The 18,443-nt window shown below is 67.5% G+C and carries 10 protein-coding genes and 2 pseudogenes; 5 read left to right on the top strand and 7 right to left on the bottom strand.

Annotation, left to right across the window (positions count from 1 at the left end; translation table 11 throughout):
* The first annotated feature begins 206 nt into the window (after positions 1–206).
* A complete protein-coding gene (locus CKW46_RS12120; protein ID WP_482053196.1) occupies positions 207–1,985 on the top strand; it encodes a PE family protein in 1,779 nt (592 codons plus the stop codon).
* Between the two features lie 501 nt (positions 1,986–2,486).
* On the opposite strand, the pseudogene CKW46_RS12115 reads toward CKW46_RS12120, so the two are convergent.
* Positions 2,487–3,689: pseudogene (locus tag CKW46_RS12115) on the bottom strand (ISAs1-like element IS2404/ISMul1 family transposase).
* A gap of 404 nt (positions 3,690–4,093) precedes the next feature.
* Here CKW46_RS12115 and CKW46_RS12110 point away from each other — a divergent pair.
* The 4 genes and pseudogenes from CKW46_RS12110 to CKW46_RS12095 all read left to right on the top strand — a co-directional run bounded on the left by CKW46_RS12110 (position 4,094) and on the right by CKW46_RS12095 (position 12,262).
* Positions 4,094–6,445 carry a PE family protein gene (locus tag CKW46_RS12110; RefSeq protein ID WP_482053400.1) on the top strand — a complete coding sequence of 784 codons (2,352 nt, stop codon included), beginning with the start codon at positions 4,094–4,096 and terminating at the stop codon, positions 6,443–6,445.
* Positions 6,446–7,205: 760 nt separating this feature from the next.
* Positions 7,206–8,462 carry a PPE family protein gene (locus tag CKW46_RS12105; RefSeq protein ID WP_482053399.1) on the top strand — a complete coding sequence of 419 codons (1,257 nt, stop codon included), beginning with the start codon at positions 7,206–7,208 and terminating at the stop codon, positions 8,460–8,462.
* A 779-nt stretch (positions 8,463–9,241) separates the two neighbouring features.
* Positions 9,242–10,409 (top strand): annotated as a pseudogene (locus CKW46_RS12100) (PPE family protein).
* Between the two features lie 884 nt (positions 10,410–11,293).
* Positions 11,294–12,262 carry a PPE family protein gene (locus tag CKW46_RS12095; protein WP_482053195.1) on the top strand — a complete coding sequence of 323 codons (969 nt, stop codon included), beginning with the start codon at positions 11,294–11,296 and terminating at the stop codon, positions 12,260–12,262.
* A 68-nt stretch (positions 12,263–12,330) separates the two neighbouring features.
* Here the strand turns inward: CKW46_RS12095 and CKW46_RS12090 are convergent, their stop codons facing one another.
* The 6 genes from CKW46_RS12090 to CKW46_RS12065 all read right to left on the bottom strand — a co-directional run bounded on the left by CKW46_RS12090 (position 12,331) and on the right by CKW46_RS12065 (position 18,399).
* A complete protein-coding gene (locus CKW46_RS12090) occupies positions 12,331–13,086 on the bottom strand; it encodes a gamma-glutamyl-gamma-aminobutyrate hydrolase family protein (protein ID WP_015355221.1) in 756 nt (251 codons plus the stop codon).
* Between the two features lie 114 nt (positions 13,087–13,200).
* Positions 13,201–13,755 carry an alpha/beta hydrolase gene (locus CKW46_RS12085; RefSeq protein WP_015355220.1) on the bottom strand — a complete coding sequence of 185 codons (555 nt, stop codon included), beginning with the start codon at positions 13,753–13,755 and terminating at the stop codon, positions 13,201–13,203.
* 206 nt (positions 13,756–13,961) lie between these two features.
* On the bottom strand, positions 13,962–14,819 hold the full coding sequence (gene map / locus CKW46_RS12080; RefSeq protein WP_117438107.1) for a type I methionyl aminopeptidase: 858 nt from the start codon (positions 14,817–14,819) through the stop codon (positions 13,962–13,964).
* A 104-nt stretch (positions 14,820–14,923) separates the two neighbouring features.
* Positions 14,924–15,508 (bottom strand): DUF1707 SHOCT-like domain-containing protein, encoded by a 585-nt coding sequence (locus tag CKW46_RS12075; RefSeq protein ID WP_117438114.1) that lies wholly within the window; start codon positions 15,506–15,508, stop codon positions 14,924–14,926.
* A 111-nt stretch (positions 15,509–15,619) separates the two neighbouring features.
* The gene (locus CKW46_RS12070; protein ID WP_482053194.1) at positions 15,620–17,434 is read right to left on the bottom strand and encodes a penicillin-binding transpeptidase domain-containing protein; all 1,815 of its coding nucleotides are present in this window, start codon (positions 17,432–17,434) and stop codon (positions 15,620–15,622) included.
* 110 nt (positions 17,435–17,544) lie between these two features.
* Positions 17,545–18,399, bottom strand: coding sequence for a GNAT family N-acetyltransferase (locus CKW46_RS12065; RefSeq protein ID WP_240274943.1), 855 nt, complete (start codon positions 18,397–18,399; stop codon positions 17,545–17,547).
* Positions 18,400–18,443: the final 44 nt, after the last annotated feature.

Below are 18,443 nucleotides of genomic sequence, written 5' to 3'. Positions count from 1 at the left end.
CCGGCCTCGCGGGGGTTGGCGGCTGTTTGTTGACAGCACAAGAGCCCAGAAACGGCTTCACCCCATACACGTTCGCCAAGACCCCCGGTGCCGCAACGCATCCGCCCCGATGTCGAGATCCTGGTCCCGAATCGCGCTACGGTGAACCATGACCGCGTCGGTCCCGGGCCGACGCCAGCCGGTTATTCCGGTATTGGAGGTAGCACATGTCCTTCGTGATCACGCTGCCGGAGTTGATCGATTCGGCAGCAATGGATTTAGCCAATATCGGCACAGCTTTGAACTCGGCTACCGCCGCTGCGTCGGCTTCGACAACGGGGATTCTGGCCCCGGCCGGGGACGAAGTATCCGCGGCGGTTGCGACCTTGTTTTCCCAACACGCCCATGCATATCAAGCAGCCAGCGCGCAGGCGGCCACATTTCAGCAACGCTTTGTGCAAGCGTTGACCGCGGGCGCGAGCGCCTATGCCGGCGCGGAGTCCGCAAGTGCAGCATCGATCGCCGACCCGCTGCTGGCCGCCATTAACGAACCCGCGTTGGCGTTGACCGGGCGCCCGCTGATCGGCAATGGCGCCAACGGGGCCCCGGGAACCGGAGCGGACGGGGCACCGGGCGGGTGGCTGCTCGGTAATGGTGGGGCCGGCGGGTCGGGCGCGGCGGGGATGCCCGGCGGGACCGGCGGAGCGGCTGGACTGTTCGGTTCCGGAGGGGCCGGGGGTGCCGGCGGCGGCTCGACGGTCGATGGTCGCGGCGGGGCGGGCGGCGACGGCGGGGCAGGCGGATCCACCACCTTCGACTCCTCCGGCGCCGGCGGCAACGGCGGGGCCGGCGGCAACGGCGGGCTGTGGGGCACCGGTGGGATCGGCGGGAACGGCGGGTACGGCACGACAGGTGGTGGCGACGGCGGCAACGGCGGCAACGCCGCCTTGGTCGGCAACGGCGGGATAGGCGGAGCCGGCGGCTACGGCGAAAACGTCCTTGGCGGCGCCGGCGGGACCGGCGGGAGAGCCGGCCAGCTGATTGGCAATGGTGGCGCTGGCGGTGCCGGCGGCGGTGCTGGAGTCAGCGGCGGGACCGGCGGAAACGGCGGCGCCGGTGTGCTGTTCGGCAACGGCGGCAACGCCGGGGTGGGCGGTGCCAGCACCACCAACGGCGGCACCGGCGTCGGCGGCACCGGCGGGCTACTCATCGGGCTGGACGGATTCAACGCAGCGGCAAGCACCTCGCCCCTACACAACCTGCAACAGCAGGTCCTCACCGCCATCAACGCGCCCACCCAGGCACTGACCGGGCGCCCGCTGATCGGCAATGGCACCCCCGGCGCTGCTGGCACCGGGGCGATCGGCACGCCTGGCGGGTGGCTACTCGGTGACGGCGGAGCCGGCGGGTCCGGAGCACCAGGCGTCGGCCACAACGGCGGGGCCGGAGGTTTGGCCGGGCTATGGGGCGCCGGCGGAACCGGCGGGGCCGGAGGCAGCTCGTTGACATCGACTACCAACGGCGGCGCCGGCGGATCCGGCGGGGCCGGCGGCTGGCTGTCGGGCACCGGCGGGGCCGGCGGATCCGGCGGATCCGGCGGACCCAACATGGCCGGTGGCGGCGGTAACGGTGGGGCCGGGGGCGGCGGCGGGGCCGGCGGACTGCTGGGCGCCGGCGGTGTCGGTGGCACCGGCGGGGCGAGCGTGCTCAATGGCGATGGCGGCTCGGGTGGAGCCGGCGGCTCCGGCGGGCTACTTGGCGGGCTATTCGGGGCCGGCGGCGGCAATGGCGGGACCGGTGGCGGCGCTACCGGCATTGCAGGTCTTGGCGGGGCCGGCGGCGATGCCGGACTGCTTGGTGGCCCGGGCGGCAGTGGCGGAGCCGGCGGCTTCAGCCACGGGGGTTTCGCCGGTGGCGGCGGATCCGGCGGCAACGCCGGGCTGCTGTTCGGCAGCGGGGCGGCGGTGGGGACGGCGGATTCGCACCCGTTGGTGTCGGCGGCGTAGGCGGGGCCGGCGGCAACGGCCGTGACGCCGGACTGCTGTTCTCGGCGGGCGGGGCCGGGGGCTTCGGCGGGTTCGGCAGCGGGACCGGAGGGGCCGGCGGCGCGGGCGGAAGCGCGAGACTGGTTGGCTTTGGCGGGGCCGGTGGCGGCGGCGGACTCGGCGGAGTCGGTGACGCGGGTGCCGGAGGGGCCGGCGGCGTCGGCGGAGGGCTGCTCGGCAACGGCGGAGCCGGCGGCGAGGGCGGGGAAGGCGACGGCGCCGGCGGGGTCGGCGGCAACGCGGCGTTCATCGGGACCGGCGGCAACGGCGGCAACGGCGGAACACCCACCGGCAGCGGAGGCCACGGCGGCTCCGGCGGGCTACTGGGTCAAGACGGACTCAACGGGTTGCCCTAGCCAGGGCACCCTGCGCTGCGGCCGCACGTAACACATCGGAAACAACCGGCAAGCAAGACAATCCGTTTATCAGCCCAGTCCTCACACAGGGCTCCGGCGTTGTTGATTAGCAGGCTTGTGAGCTGGGGAATTGTGGATTGAGGAGGTCTAGGCGGCGGTTGGCGGTCAAAGCGGTGATCCGGCAGGCTTCGGCGATGTTGTCGGCGCCGTTGAGGCGGTGCAGATTGATCGCGGTGTTGCGTAGCGTTGCTAGGACCTGTGCGCCGTTTCCGGTATGTGCCCTTTGACGGTCTTCGTCGAAGGTGACGTCGCGTATCCAGTGCAGGCTGTTCTCGATTCCCCAGTGTTGACGCATCCAGGTCATGATCGCGGTAGGGCGGGCGTGCTCGAACGGCAGGCTGCAGATGGCATAGACCACCTCCACGCTGCGCTGGTCGGTGGCGGTGATCAAGCGTTCACGAGTGATCCGGATGATTTGTTTTGCGTAGGGGAAGCCGATTCCTCGTACAGCGGTGATGATTTGCAGGGTGCGGGTCTCGACACGGCCGTGGCCGCGGGAGTCGTCGGTAGCGGCTGTGGGCACCTCGGCCCAGGGCAGCGCGGTGATACGCGCAAGTATTTTGGCTTGGTTGGACTTGACGATCATCAGGTAGTGCGACTTCAAGGTGGCGCAGATCAACTTCGCGGTGACGACCTGGGTATGCATCGCATCCACGGTGACCAGCCACCGCAAGCTACCCGGCAGCAGCGTGAGCAGGGCACGTACGCAGGGAATTTCATTGCTTTTCTCGGCGACAGCGAGTTGACCGAGCACCAATCGGGCACGGTGGGCGAACACCGACACGAGATGCGTGGCTGTCGCTTTGGCGCGTAAAGCACCACGCAGCATCTTGCCGTCCAACGCGATCGGCACCAATCCACTGGGGTCGCTGCTGGCCACGTGTGCAGTGAAGTAACTGCCCATCCTGGCGTTGAGGTCGGCGGGGTCTAGCCGAGACAAAACATCGCGGAAGGTCTTCTCACTGGGCCGCCGGAACCGGACCCCTAATTAGGCCAACACATCATCGGGAGCGGTGGCCGCCCATGTAGCAAAACCAGCATAGCCGCGCATCCCCGCGGCAGTGGCCAGAACCGCGATCGCCAACAAAGCCATCAGCGAATACCTCCGACCGCGTGGGTCCCTCGGGTCCGGCACCGAGACCAACACACCGAGAAACTCCGATCCGATGAGCTCGCTGCGCTCACCAGGACTCCAGCGGTCGAACACCTCTGGAACCGACGACACAGGCAATACTGAAACGGTAGGCACGGGCAACTCCAGACCAACGACGAACAGTAACCAACTCGATCGTTCTCCAGATAGCCCGTGCCTACACTCCGGCCCCAATAGCGCGGCACCAAAGATCATCAACCCAGCTCACAAGCCTGCTAATCAACAACGCCGGAGCCCTGAGTCCTCACAACCGCACTGCGGCACTGGCAGGTTCGGCCACGACGCCCTAAAGCCATTTCACCCCAGAACTTTTCACAGCAAACCGGCGACCAACCGAGATCGCCGCGCCGCCCATCACCTGCCGCTATTACCGCCAATTCTAGGCATCCCGTTATGGAAATAGGAATCCCAAAAGCAAATTTGCGATACGGTAAATATCGCCAGGCGCGTCGACATCGATTGGGCGCAAACCGAATTCGATTCTATTTTGAGGGATGACAATGTCGTTCGTAATTGCGGTACCCGATTTTATTGGCTCGGCAGCAACAGACTTGACTGGCATCGGCTCGACACTGAGCGCCGCCAATGCCGCTGCGGCTATCCCTACAACCGAGATCCTGGCCGCCGCCGAAGACGAGATATCAACCGCAATTGCGGCGCTGTTTGCCGGTCACGCCCAGGCCTATCAAGCGGCCAGTGCCCAAGCGGCGGAGTTTGGGAACCGGTTTGTGCAGGCCCTGACCTCCGGGGCCGGCGCCTATTCCAGCGCCGAGGCCGCCAGCGCGGCGTCAATCGCCGACCCCCTCCTGGCCGCAATCAACGCCCCCGCTTTGGCCTTGACCGGACGCCCACTGATCGGCAACGGAGCCAACGGGACCCCGGGCACCGGTGCCGATGGGGCGGCCGGCGGCTGGCTGCTCGGCAATGGCGGCGCCGGCGGCTCTGGCGCGGCGGGATCCGGGCAGAACGGCGGGGCCGGCGGCGCGGCCGGACTGTTCGGGTCCGGGGGTGCCGGCGGTACCGGCGGCAGCTCATCGACCGGCAACGGCGGCGCCGGCGGGGCCGGGGGCTTGTTGTTGGGCAACGCCGGGACCGGCGGGGCCGGCGGGTACAGCAATTTCTTAACCGGATCGGGCGGTGTCGATGGCACCGGCGGCACCGGCGGGTTGTTTGGCGCCGGCGGGCTCGGCGGGGCCGGCGGCGCCTCAGGGATGGATACCGGTGGGGATGGTGGAGCCGGTGGAGCCGGTGGGCTGCTTGCGGGGCTATTCGGCTCCGGCGGCGGCAACGGCGGTAACGGCGGATTCGGCTCGGTCAATGGCGGAGCAGGCGGGGACGGCGGGGACGGCGGGGCGCTGGCCGGCCCGGGCGGAAGCGGCGGGTCGGGCGCATTCGGCGGCACCCTTGGCGGGGACGGCGGGGCCGGCGGCGCCGGCGGCGACGCCGGCTGGTTTGGCAACGGCGGAATCGGCGGCGCCGGCGGGGCGGGCTATTTCAGCTCCGGGGGTGTCGGCGGCGGCGGCGGTACCGGTGGGGTGCTGTTCGGCAACGGAGGTGCCGGTGGCAACGGCGGCACCGCTTCCACCGGTGGCGCCGGCGGGTCCGGCGGCGCCGGCGTACTGATCGGCAACGGCGGCAACGCCGGTATCGGCGGCGCTGGTGTGACCGTCGGCGGCACCGGCGTGGGCGGGACCAGCGGGCTGCTCTTGGGTCTGGACGGCTTCAACGCGCCGGCCAGCGCTTCGCCGATACACGCCCTGCAGCAACAGGCGCTGACCGCGATCAACGGGCCGATCCAGACACTGACCGGACGGCCGCTAGTCGGCAACGGCACCCCCGCTGCGGCGGGTAGCGGTGCCGATGGAGCCGCCGGCGGCTGGCTGCTCGGCGACGGCGGCGCCGGCGGATCCGCTCCACTGTTCACGGCCGAAGACGGAGGTGCGGGCGGAGCCGCCGGGCTGTGGGGCACCGGCGGCAGCGGCGGTGCCGGTGGCACCTCGACGGGAGGCCTGGGCGGCGCCGGCGGTGAGGGCGGGGCCGGCGGATTTCTGGCGGGTACTGGCGGGGCCGGTGGCGCCGGCGGGTTCTCACCAGCGACCGGTACCGGAGCCGGAGGGGTAGGCGGGGCAGGTGGAGCCGGGGGCCTGTTCGGCGGGGGCGGGGGCGGCGGGGTAGGCGGGGGCAGCCTCGCCGGGCCCGGTGGGGGCGGCGGGGCCGGCGGCGCGGGCGGGCTGCTCAGCGGCCTGGTCGGCGCCGGAGGTCACGGCGGGCCAGGGGATACCGACGGCGGCGACGGTGGCGCTGGAGGCAATGGCGGGTTGCTCGGCGGCGCCGGCGGCGCTGGCGGCACCGGCGGCTACAGCGACGATGCTCCCTCGAGCAACGGTGGAGCCGGCGGCAACGCCGGACTGCTGTTCGGCAGCGGCGGATTCGGCGGGTTCGGCGGGTTCGGATCCGGCGGCGGGTCCGGAGGCAACGGCGGCAACGCAGGTCTATTCGGCAGTGGTGGTGACGGCGGAGCCGGTGGATTCGGAGTGTTCGTCGATGGCGGCTCCGGCGGGTCCGGCGGTAGCGGCGGACCGGCTCTTGGGCACCGGAGGCTCCGGCGGCGCCGGCGGAGAGTGCGACTTGGGCGGATTCGGGGACGGCGGGGACGGCGGGGACGGTGGCGGTGCGATGCTGATCAGCAACGGCGGCAACGGCGCTGCCGGTGCAACTGCGGGCACCGACGGCAAGGGCGGAGCCGGCGGTACCGGCGGCACCCTGCTAGGCGAAGACGGGCTCAACGGGTTGCCCTGAGCCCACACCCGCTCTCCCCCGAACCGCAGATGGTGCGCATCTGGGTCGTGTAGCAAATGATTCGCAACTATTTCTGCAAATCGATTGCATCAATGTGGTTGCAGTAGTTACCTTCTAGATACAGGGAGTCTCCGCCAACCCTAAGGGGACGCACATGGCCTGTGCTCTGTGCTGCCGGCAGCCATCGTCGCGCTTGATTCGAAAGACTATTGCACCGGACAAATCGGCACCTTGTTTCCTGACCTGCAGTAGCGCACGGCTAGAAGAGCAGTGCTCGATGCCTGCCGAACGCGTCGGCTGATACGCGTCGTCACATCGGCTTGGGTCGGCCTCAAGCCGCGGGCACCACCGCGCCGGTACCGGATTCGATGACGATCCGATCTGATAGACGTTGGTGGGGAGGCATTTCCGGCATCCCAGCCATGGATCAACGCACAATCGACACAACGATCGGACCAGCTTCTCCCCCAACCACGGGCGGAGCAATTCACTGAAGTCGACGGCCGTAATCTACCCATCCGGTCCCGGTATCGCGCTCGACATCGAAAATGGTTTCACTGAGCCATATTTCATGCTCGTATGCTGTTTTTCAATCGTGCGCCGCTGCGCGCCCAAACACGGACACCTTTACCGGGGCCGGGCTCGATTCCGAAAGAGAAGCCCATGTCATCTGCCCGAACGATACCCCAAATATGCTCCGCGGCAGCGGATAACGCCAAATACCTTGGTCCGAGGCGGTCGGTCGTTGCGGACTGCCATCCCACCAACGAAGCCACCAACGTAATCATCGCCGGTTGAGCGGTGGGTACAACCATGGACTACGCAGCGCTTCCGCCCGAAGTCAACTCGGCACGCATGTACACCGGCCCCGGCTCGTGCCCGATGCTGGCCGCCGCACTGGCCTGGGATGGCCTTTCTACCGAGTTATCCTCGGCCACAGCCGATTACAGTTCAGCATTGGCCGCCATGACGAGCGGGCCGTGGCGGGGGCCCGCATCGACCTCGATGGCCTCCGCCGCCGCCCCCTACATCGCCTGGATGGCGGGCACCGCGACACAGGCCCTGCAGGCTTCACTGCAGGCCAAGGCCGCCGCCGCGGCCTACGAAACCGCATTCGCCATGACCGTGCCACCGCCGATGATCGCGGCCAACCGCGCGCTGTCGGCCTCATTGGTCGCCACCAACCTACTCGGCCAAAACACGCCGGCCATCGCCGCCGCCGAGGCCGCCTACGGCGAGATGTGGGCCCAAGATGCGGCCGCCATGTACGGCTATGCCGCGTGCTGCGCGACGGCAACGCAGTTGACCCCGTTCGCCGACCCACCACCGACCACCAGCCCCGAGGCCGGCCTGATCGCCCAGGCCGCGACCACAAGTAGCGCCCAAAGCCAGGCATCGCTGTCGCAGGTGATGTCAACGGTGCCGACCGCCCTGCAGGGGCTGGCCTCGCCGTCAGCGTCCGGCGTGACCATCACCGATGTCGCGGGCGCGCTGGGGCTGGGTGCCCCACAACTGGACCGCATTCAAAGTTGGCTCGGTTTACAGGGCATCGACCTGACGACCCCGAGCGGGCTGCTCGCATTCTTCAACGGGACCGACGGATCGCCGCTGGGCACAGCCGTCAACGCAATAACCACGAACGCGATCGGCTCCGGCTTCTACACGCCCGGCAACTTCTTTGGCACCATGTGTGACTTCTTCGGGCTATCCAGTTTCTCGGCCATGGACGCTGCCGAGGACGCCGCCATCGCCGCCAGCAGCGGCCTCGGCGGGGCCGCACCCGGTCTCGGCGGATTCGGCGGGTTGGGCACCGCCGTGTCGGCGGGGGTGGGAAATGCGGCCTCGATCGGGTCATTGTCGGTGCCCCCGACCTGGGCGGCAACCTCGCCGGTCGGCGCCGCAGTGGCGACCTTGCCATCCGTTGCCGCCGGCGCACCCCTGACCGCACACGGCCCGGCGAGCATGCTCGGCGGGCTGCCATTGAGCGGCTTTGGCGGACGCGGTTTCAGCGAGGTCCCCCGCTACGGGTTCAAGCCGACAGTGGTCATGCACCCGCCAGCGGCGGGTTGACCGGACTCCCTGCCAATCCGGTTCACGGCCATGCTCGGCACCGGCGCGAAAGCCGTTTCATGCCTTACCACCTCAGCTGAGTGCGGTCGCTGGTACCGTTGAATCACTGTGTTTCTGCGGGGCCCCAACAAGCCGACGCGATGGCAGTCAGCCATCGCTGTGGTGGCCGGGCTTTGCCTATTCGCCGCCGTCATCGGATGCTGGGCATTGCGCTCTGGGGTGGCGGCCGCCACTCCGTCGCATCCGGCCGCAACAGCATCCGCCGCCGGCCTCAGCCGAGCCGACATCGACAAACCGTCCGTGCGCAGCACCGGGCACCAACGCTCGTCATCCACAGATCACAGCCCCTGCAAAAGCGCTGGGTTGAAACGGGATCGGCCGCCGACGTGGTCGCGCTCGGCACCGCCGCAGTGGTGGCTATCCACACCTGCCTCACTGACCACGGCGGGCCACCCGCTCAGGGCACTGCGTGCGCGCGCCCCGCTGGCAGCTGCCGCCGGGCGGGCATATCTCAACCAGCTCTGCGTCGCTCGCTGCTGATCGGCTAGCACCAGGCTCGTTGTGCGGCCATTCCAAGGCTGACACGGAGCCGGCGAAACCTACACCCGGTCAGCAATCTCGCTGACCCGTGCGACTTGTCATGCCCTAAACGGCTCACCCAAACATGTCCAGAAGAAGTGCATGTTCTGTTGCGCCACAAACTAATTCGTCATGCCCGCGGCGACAGACACGCCAACGCACCAAGCCAGCCAACCGGCGCAAGACCCGAGGAAATAGCAATGGACTATGCAGCTTTACCACCCGAAATCAACTCCGCTCGCATGTATGCCGGGCCAGGATCGACATCCATGCAGACCGCGGCAACAGCCTGGGACGCGTTGGCCACCGAGCTCTATTCGGCGGCCAGTTGCTATAGCTCCATCACCGCGGGACTGGCCGGCAAGTGGCAGGGCCCGGCCCGCTACCGCGATGGCCCAAGCCGCCGCGCCCTACGCGGCGTGGCTCAGCACCACCGCGGCCCAGGCAGAGCTAGCCTCAGCCCAGGCAAGAGCGGCCGTCAGTGCCCACGCCGGCGCGTTCGCGGCGACAGTGCCGCCACCGGTGATCGCCGCCAACCGTGCCCATCTGGCAGCGTTGATCGCGACCAACCTACTAGGTCAGAACAGCCCGGCGATCGCGACAACCGAGGCCAACTACGAACAGATGTGGGCTCAGGATGCGGCAGCGATGTATGGCTACGCGGGTGCTTGCGCGAGCGCCACACGGCTGACGCCATTTACTTCACCGCCGCCGATCACCGACCCGGTCGGGTTGGCCAGACAAGGTGTTGCCGCCACGCAATCGACCGGCGCATCGGCGGCTGCGCCAAGCCTCGAGGCCGTACTGGCGGCATCTCAGGTGATCACAACGCCGCCCGGGACCCTGGCTGGGCTCGCCACCGCACCCATCATGACATCCCTGAATAGCGCCTTCACGTCGTTGTCAACGTCGCTTTCGAAGCTGAGCTCACTGGCCGTGCCGCTGAACTTCGCCATGTACGCGCTGAACTTTCTCGATAAGGGGATCGAATTTACCAAAGCCGCAACCGGTTCGCTCACTGCCGCGGCCACAGGTGCGGTCAAGGCGGTCGAATCCGGGGCGCAATCGCTGGGATCGGTTTCGCTGGGAATCACGGGTAGCGGTGCGGCACTGAGCGCCCCAATGGGCCGCGGCATGACGGTAGGGGCGTTGTCGGTTCCGCATTCTTGGATCACGGCGCCAGCCACAAGTGCCGTCGCCGCGAACCTGCCGAGCAGTTTGTCCTCGGTCGGCACCCTAGACAGCGGCACCGCAGGTATGCCGTTCATGCCGTTGACCGGCATGGCCGGGCGCAGCGCCAACGGCCCTGCCGCCTCCCGGTTCGAGCTGCGCTCAACGGTGGTACCCCGTTCCCCGGCCGCCGGATGACCCAAACGATGACGGGATGCTGTTGGGGCCCACGCCGCATCGGGCCCCGATCACGTGCCCGTGCTCAGTTACCCAGCTGAAAATGCCATTCCTCTAACCAATCTCAAAGGTTTCTTCCAGCCCCCAACAATGCTGGCGCTGTATGTTTGCGCCACTGTGACCTTCCCATGCGCGGCTTCTCCCCGACGATGGCAACGCGCCGTCGTCGTTGTTGTCGTCGCAGTAGGTCTTTTTGCCGCCGTCATCGCGGGCTGGGCACTGCGGTCCGGGCTTTCCGCCGCGGCACTACTGCAACCCGCAGCATGGTCGCAGGCGATCCCCGATATCGGCCACCTGCAGCTCGCTCACGGCCCACAACCCGTGAACCATAGCGATCAAGACGCTCCTCCCGCGCATCAGGAACCCTTCAGAAACGCTTGGATGACGCGGGATCGGCCGCCAAGCCAGGCCCACCTTGGGCCACTTTCAGCCTGGTCGCCGACGAGTGGTTGGGTAACCCGGGGCTGGCAATCCCAGCTGATCCACGTGCACCCGCCCGGTCCACCGGCGGCGACTGCCGCTGACCGAGATATCTTGACCGAGTTCTGCGTCGCTCGGCGCTGATCGTTCCCGACGGTTGTGCTGCAGCACAACCGGTTACAGGTGATTGCCAACCACGCGCTTTCAACGCGTCTGCGCTGGTTGCATGACGCCGTTCTTCGTTCTTCGATGCGGTAACCCCTTCGCGGGATGCCATCGAATGCCAACGATCCCGAGCACATCGATAACGGGACAACAGCGGAATCAACCCGTCCCCCAGCACTTTAGGAATTGATCATGTCTTTGCGGCCCACTCCTGCCATCCCCCGAACATTTGTCGCACGGAAGAGGCCGAAGAGATAGCCATGGACTTCGGAAAGTTGCCACCGGAGGTCAACTCCGGCCGAGCCCGTCCGGGCTCCCTGCAGGCCACCGCGGTGGCGTTGCGCGGGTTGACCGCCGGGATGCGCCAGATTGGGGCGGAATGTAGTTCGATCGCCGCCGGGCTCACCAGCGGGTGGCGCGGGCCGGCGGCGGTGCCGGTGATGCGGGTCATTGCGCCGCACTGGGCATTGCTCACCGCCCTGGCCCGCCATGCCAGTCAGACCGCGGTTCAGGCCGAAACTGCCGCGCAAGCCTACGAACAGGCAGCAGCAAAGATGACATCGGCACAGCTGATCGCGCCCAACCGCATGATGAGAAAGTGGTTGTCGGCGAACAACTTTCTGGGCCAGGCCAGCCCGGTGATCGCCGAGCTCGAAGCCGAGTACGACCGGGTGTGGGTGCACTGCGCCGACGCCGTGCACGACTTCGCCGGCGCCCTGGCTATCTCACCGAGGTCGACGCCGTTGACCTCCCAACTCGTCGCCATCGGGTTCACGAAGCTGGCCCACCGTGGTTCGCCCGTTGCCTGCGGGACAGCCGCCATGGATAGCCTCGCGATCATGACTACCGGCACTCAGGTGGTTTCATCAATTCCGCGAGCGTTCAAGGCCCTGTCTGCGCCCTATGCGTCATTGGGTGCCGCGATCTCCCCGGCGGCTTTGTCGCTGTCAAGACTGAGTTCGGTTGTCCTACGGTCAAATCTCGCGGCCCGCACGCTACATGTCCTGGAAACGGCTACCGCCTCGGGCCTAGCACGAACCACCGTCGCAGACAGTGGCGGTAGCCAGCTTTTGGTCGACGTTGATCACGCAACGTCGATCGGAGCGTTGTCGGTGCCGCAGGCGTGGATAACAGCGATTGCCGCCAGCCCCGTCGTCTCGGTGCTACAACGCACCGGATGGATCTGCGAACCAATCGGTGACGCCGTCGGCAGTGAGCCGCCGGGGTAGCGCCCACACTAGGGCGCAGCCAGGTCGGCGGAGGCGAGTGCGGCGTCCAATCGGGAGGGCCGATCCGCTCACCCGCTCCTGCGCGACCGGGCGGCATCAACCACCGCCGAGAACAGACGCAGATCCTCCAATGACTCCTCGGGATGCCACTGCACGGCCAACACGAAGTTCTCCCCCGGCAGCTCCAGCGCCTCGACCACGCCGTCGACATCAAAGGCGCTGACCACCAAGCCTTCGCCCACCTCGGCGACGGCCTGGTGGTGGTAGCAACGCACCTGCGCGGACTCCCCGATCAAGGTCGCCAACCGGGTCCCGGGCACGGTACGCACCGGCAGCGAGGAAAACACCGCGTTGCCTGCCCGGTGTCCGTTGTGCCCGAGCACATCGGGCAGGTGCTGGTGCAGCGTCCCACCGAATGCGACGTTGAGAACTTGAGCGCCGCGGCAGATACCGAGCACCGGTAGCCCCCGTTGCAGCGCACCACGCAGTAGCGCGAACTCCCAGCTGTCCCGGATCGGTGCCGGCTCGTCGGTGGCCGGATGCGCCTGTTGGCCGTAGGCAGCGGGGTCGACATCCTTACCTCCGGTGATGACCAGGGCATCGAGGCTGTCGAGCACTCTGTTGGCAGCATCGGCATCGGCCCGCTGCGGAGGCAGCAGCACGGCGATGCCACCAGCCATGGTGACACCGTCGAAATAGCTGGCGGGCAGAAAACTTGCGCTGACATCCCAGACACCAGTCTTGGCCTGGTCCAGATATGTGGTCATCCCCACGATCGGTCCCGGTCCAGCGGCGTTCAAGACCACCCGTCCTCTCCCCATCATGCTGGAGCATCCGCATCGCCCAGCGTGGTGTCATGCCGAATATTTCAACGGAAACGGTTGTGGCACAAGACTAGACATCCCTGGCCCGCTCGCGGAAGGCCAGGTTGGCGGCACCTACCAACCGCTGGTGCGCAGCACGATCTCGGTGGCCAGCTGGGCCGTCGACTCCTGCGCGTTGCGTCGGCCCAGCAGCTCAACCACCCGATACTCGGCGTAGACCAACTGCTGGCTGTTACGGGCCGCTTCCCGCACGGCCGCCGAAGTCACCAGCACGGTGGTGGCGATCTCGACGGGCGGACACGAGTCATCGCGAACGACGCCCTCGGAATCGGCGATCGCCGGATGGCCACGGTCAATTGCGACCAAGCCGGCGAACCTGCCCAACCTCGTCGCCGCCAGTTCCCAGGCGAGTTCGGCGCCCTCCCGATCGCCGACCACCACCGCCCACTTGATACCCAGGGCATCGAGGATGCCAACCACGGATTTTGACGTCAGCCGCGGGTCGGCGCCCACCACCACCGTTCGAAGTGAGGCGGTATGCAGCCGCTCGCACACCGCGTCATACGCGGTGACGGCGCGTTGATCGGCACCAAGAATGACGACGACGACGCCATTTGCGGGACCGGCCACTGCCACTTGGACCGGGAATCCGTCGAGCGTGGTCATCATCGAGGGCACCTACGCAAGTTACCGCCAATCGACCAGAGCGTGCCACGAGTTCATCCAGTCGCAGTCCCGCGACACCTCGAGCTTCCTGCGGCTAACCACCCGGTAACGGGTCAACCGCCGACGCCACCGAGCATGGCGAGCAGACGCAAAATCGCACCGGCACGCGGACGGCTACGCGAGTTTGCGTCTGCTCGCGTGCGGAGAGCTCATGGCAACGTGAGAATCTCGGCACCGGTATCGGTGACCAGCAGCGTGTGTTCGAACTGCGCGGTCCACTTGCGGTCCTTGGTGACCACCGTCCAGTCGTCATCCCAGATCTCGTAGTCCAACGTGCCCAGGTTGATCATCGGCTCGATGGTGAATGTCGTCCCGGTCTGCATGATCGTCTCCACCGCAGGCTGGTCGTAATGCAATACAACCAGCCCGTTGTGGAAGGTGGTACCGATGCCGTGGCCGGTGAAGTCGCGAACCACGTTGTAGCCAAAGCGATTTGCATACGCCTCGATCACTCGCCCGATGACCGACAACGCCCGTCCGGGTTTGACGGCGTTGATCGCCCGCATCGTCGCTTCCCGGGTGCGCTCCACCAGCAGCCGGTGCTCCTCGGAGACGTCGCCGGCCAGGAAGGTCGCGTTGGTATCGCCATGCACCCCGTCGAAGTAAGCCGTGACATCGATGTTGACGATGTCACCGTCGGCGATCACCGTCGAGTCGGGGATTCCGTGGCAGATCACCTCGTTGAGCGAGGTACAGCACGACTTGGGGAAGCCCTTGTACTCCAGCGTCGACGGGTAGGCGCCGTTGTCGACCATGTACTCGTGGGCGATCCGGTCCAGCTCGTCGGTCGTGACCCCGGGTGCGACCGCTTTGCCCGCCTCGACCAGTGCGCCGGCCGCGATCCGCCCGGCCACGCGCATCTTCTCGATGACCTCAGGCGTCTGCACCCATGGCTCGGTCCCTTCGCGGGCCGTCGGCTTGCCGACATACTCCGGGCGCGCGATCCACTTGGGCACCGAGCGCATCGGCGAGAGGACTCCGGGGGAAAGCGCGGTGCGAGCAGGCATCCCGCTAGCTTAGTCGCGCCTGGCCGGTGACTCGCACCTCACCGGGAGCGCCCGGCCCGCCGTCACATCCCGCCCCGATGGTCGCTGCCTGGACGAACCGCTGGTTACACCTGATGGCGGCGCAGCAAGGCCCGGCGCGGACCCCGGATCACCACGGAGCCGCACACCACCTGGCCCGTCACCACGACATGCGGTGTGCCTTCACCAGGGGCATCCTTGCGACGGTCGCTGGCACTGCCCACGTAAACCTCGACGTCGTCGATGGAGGCGCTGACCCCCTCGGGCAGTCTGAGCTCGAGTGAGCCGAACCTCATGTCGAGTTCGATCACCACCACGGGTCCCGCGAAACGCGCCTTGGTCAGGTCGAGTTCGATCGAGCCCAGCCGGCGAACCAACGCCAGGCGAGTCGGGACCATCCATTCGCCATGGCGCTTCAGCGACCCGGCCCAGCCACGCAATTCGACCCGGTCAGCCGCGGATGTGACGATGGCACCCGGCCCGGGCAGATCACAGACCAGCCCGTCCAGTTCGTTCTGGGTGCGCGCAAACGACACCCGAGACGAACGCTGCTCGAATTCATTGATGTCGATCAACCCGAGCGCCACCGCGTTGTGTAAACGGCGCATCGTGCCGTTCCTGTCGGCGTCGGAGACCCGCAACGCCACCATCTCTGCACCGGAATCCGTCATGGCCTTTTCCTGATGTCCCTCGCTAACGGCGATCATCCGCCTCTCCTGGCAACTTACCGCGGTTGCGGGATCGGTGGCGACGCCGCGGGCCCAGCCAGGCGCCCACAGCGGCTAGGTCAGGTACCCGGGCGGCATCAGCTCGAACATCATCTTGGTCATCCGCACGGCGTATTCCGAGCTGCCACCGCCGACAATCAGCGAGGCGAACGCCAGGTCACCGCGGTATCCGGCGAACCAGGAATGCGACCCGCCCGGGAATTCGGCTTCACCGGTCTTGCCGAAGACCTCGCCGCACCCGGCGATCTCTTTGGCGGTGCCGTTGGTCACCACCAGGCGCATCATGGGGCGCAGCGCGTCCACCATCTTCGGGCTGATCGGCGCGCCCTCACCCGTCACCTGCGTGGGCCGACCGACGATGAGCTGCGGAACCGGTGTCCTGCCCGCGGCCACGGTGGCCGCCACCAGCGCCATCCCGAAGGGGCTGGCCAGCACCTTGCCCTGGCCGAACCCGTCCTCGGTGCGCTCTGCCAGGTCCACCGTCGGGGGCACCGAACCGGTGACCGTGGTGAGGCCCTCCACTCGATAGTCGAGCCCGATGCCGTAGCGAATGGCCGCCTGCGTCAACCCGCGCGGGGGCATCTTGCTGCTCAGTTCCGCGAAGGTGGTGTTGCACGAACTGGCGAACGCGCGTGATAGCGGCACTACGCCGAGATCGAAGCCGCCGTAATTGGGGATCGTGCGATGGCCGATGTCGAGTTCGCCGGGGCAGCCGAGCATGGTGTTGGGGGTGGCCATATCGCGCTCGACGGCCGCACCGGCGGTAACGACCTTGAAGGTCGACCCGGGTGGATACAGGCCGGTGGTGGCAACCGGGCCGCCGGCGTCGGCGGCGGCATTCTGCGCCACCGCCAGAATCTCTCCGGTCGAAGGCTTGATCACCACGATCATCGCCTTGCCGCCCCTGGCGTCCACCGCGCGCTGCGCGGCGTTCTGCACGGCCCGATCCAACGTGATGGTGACCGACGGCGCCGGTGACGGTGCCACCTCATGCAGCACCGCCACGTCCACACCGTTCTGGTTGACGCTGACCACCCGCCAGCCCGCCTCGCCCTCCAGCTCGTCGACCACGGCTTTCTTCACCTCGGTCATGACGACTCCGGCGAAATGATCGTCGGTCGGCAACATCTCGGGCTGAGGCGTGATCACCACACCGGGCAGGTGGCCGATCGCTTCGGCGACCCGACCGCTGTCGTCAGGACGCAGGGTGACCCCCAAGTCCAGCGGGTGCGTCAACGAACTGGCCTGCTCGGCGAGCAGCTGCGGGTCGTTGAGCGCGTCGTTGAAGGGGTGCAGGGCATCAACCGCGGCGTGGGCGGTCCCGATCAGGTTGCGGCCGGCCTCGACGGCATCCAGAGCGTAGTGATACACGTAGCCCGGCACGAGCACGTCGGTGCCGCCGAGCTCGTTGACCGACGCCCGCCGGGGCGGGTCGGCGCGCAGGGAAAACGTCTGGTGCTCCCCCAGCTTGGGATGCAAGCCGGTGGACACCCAGCGGACCGCCCAGCGCCCCTCATCGCGGGCCATCTTCAACTGGCCGTCATAGGTCCACGTCCGATTCTTGGGAAGGTGCCAGGTGAAGCGGTAGACGACGGTGCCCGTGTCCTCGGCATACTTCGAGCTGAGGATCTGCGCGTCCAGGTGGGTCGCCTGCAGACCCGCCCACGCGGCGTTGAGCGCTTCCCGGGCTTCGTTGGGGTTGTCGCTGAGCTGGGCCGCGGTCGCGGTATCGCCAACGGCGAGCGCGGCGAAGAATTTCGCGGCAGCCGGCCCCGGGCCCTCGGGGCGGGGCGTGCAGCCTGGCAGCGCCATGCAGCAGACCAACAAAAGGGCTGCGCCAGCTGAGGCCAATGTTGCTCTAGTTACCATCGTTACTGATGTTAAGAACAGTGACGCCAAGGAGGGCGTAGACACACCGAGACCCAACCGTTATGTCGGATCTGGTTGACGCTACGAAGGGGTTTGGTGCAGGAGGCTGCTCAGTCGAGCAGCACTGTGGCGAAGGTGCCGACTTCCTTGAAGCCGACGCGCGTGTAGGCGGCGCGGGCGACCGTGTTGAAGTTGTTCACGTACAGGCTGGCGATGCGCCCGCTGCCGACGGTCACCGCGGCAAGCGTGGCGGTTCCCGCGGTACCCAAACCCAGGCCGCGCCGCTCCGGATGAACCCAAACCCCCTGGATCTGCCCGACGGCCGGAGACTGCGACCCCACCTCGGCCTTGAAAATCACCTCACCGTGCTCGAACCGGGCCCACGCCCGCCCGGCCGCGATGAGGCTGGCGACCCGGCGGCGATAACCCCGGCCGCCGTCTCCGAGGCGAGGATCGATGCCCACCTCACCGATGAACATGTCCACGGCGGCCACCAGGTAGGCGTCCAACTCCTCGGGTCGGACCTGGCGTACCTCCGGGTCGATCGCGCAACTGGGGTGAGTGTTGATGGCCATGAGCGGCTGGTGGTCACGCACATCGCGGGCCGGCCCCCAGGCCGACTCCAGGCGCTGCCACATCGGCAGCACCAGATCGGCCCGGCCCACCAGCGACGAACACCGCCGCGCGGTGCTCTTCGCCTCATCGGCGAACGCGTTCAAATCGATCAATTCACCGCGCAGCGGGATCAGGTTGGCGCCGGCGAAGCACAACGACTCATCCACTCCGTCGCGCGTCCACAGTTCCCCGCCAAGCGAATTGGGCTCGATTCCGTAGTCGGCCACCCGCGCGGCGACCATGCACGATTCGACCGGATTCTCGTCGAGCACTCGCCACAATGCGGCAACGTCACGCACCACAGACACCCGTCGTTCGCCGACAAGGCGCATGATGGACGGAGCCGACATCTCAGATCTCTCTGTGGTGCGAACTGAGGCCAGACAATTCACTG

Source organism: Mycobacterium liflandii (assembly GCF_022354805.1).
In the GTDB taxonomy this organism is placed as follows: Bacteria; Actinomycetota; Actinomycetes; order Mycobacteriales; family Mycobacteriaceae; genus Mycobacterium; species Mycobacterium marinum.
Note: the sequence above shows the minus strand (reverse complement) of the source record. Positions and strands in the feature narration are given on the sequence as shown.

Coding starts and splice junctions, on each gene's coding strand:
- CKW46_RS12120 (WP_482053196.1), top strand. CDS start 207: ATGTCCTTCGTGATCACGCTGCCGGAGTTGATCGATTCGGCAGCAATG.
- CKW46_RS12110 (WP_482053400.1), top strand. CDS start 4,094: ATGTCGTTCGTAATTGCGGTACCCGATTTTATTGGCTCGGCAGCAACA.
- CKW46_RS12105 (WP_482053399.1), top strand. CDS start 7,206: ATGGACTACGCAGCGCTTCCGCCCGAAGTCAACTCGGCACGCATGTAC.
- CKW46_RS12095 (WP_482053195.1), top strand. CDS start 11,294: ATGGACTTCGGAAAGTTGCCACCGGAGGTCAACTCCGGCCGAGCCCGT.
- CKW46_RS12090 (WP_015355221.1), bottom strand. CDS start 13,086: ATGATGGGGAGAGGACGGGTGGTCTTGAACGCCGCTGGACCGGGACCG.
- CKW46_RS12085 (WP_015355220.1), bottom strand. CDS start 13,755: ATGATGACCACGCTCGACGGATTCCCGGTCCAAGTGGCAGTGGCCGGT.
- map (WP_117438107.1), bottom strand. CDS start 14,819: ATGCCTGCTCGCACCGCGCTTTCCCCCGGAGTCCTCTCGCCGATGCGC.
- CKW46_RS12075 (WP_117438114.1), bottom strand. CDS start 15,508: ATGACGGATTCCGGTGCAGAGATGGTGGCGTTGCGGGTCTCCGACGCC.
- CKW46_RS12070 (WP_482053194.1), bottom strand. CDS start 17,434: ATGGTAACTAGAGCAACATTGGCCTCAGCTGGCGCAGCCCTTTTGTTG.
- CKW46_RS12065 (WP_240274943.1), bottom strand. CDS start 18,399: ATGTCGGCTCCGTCCATCATGCGCCTTGTCGGCGAACGACGGGTGTCT.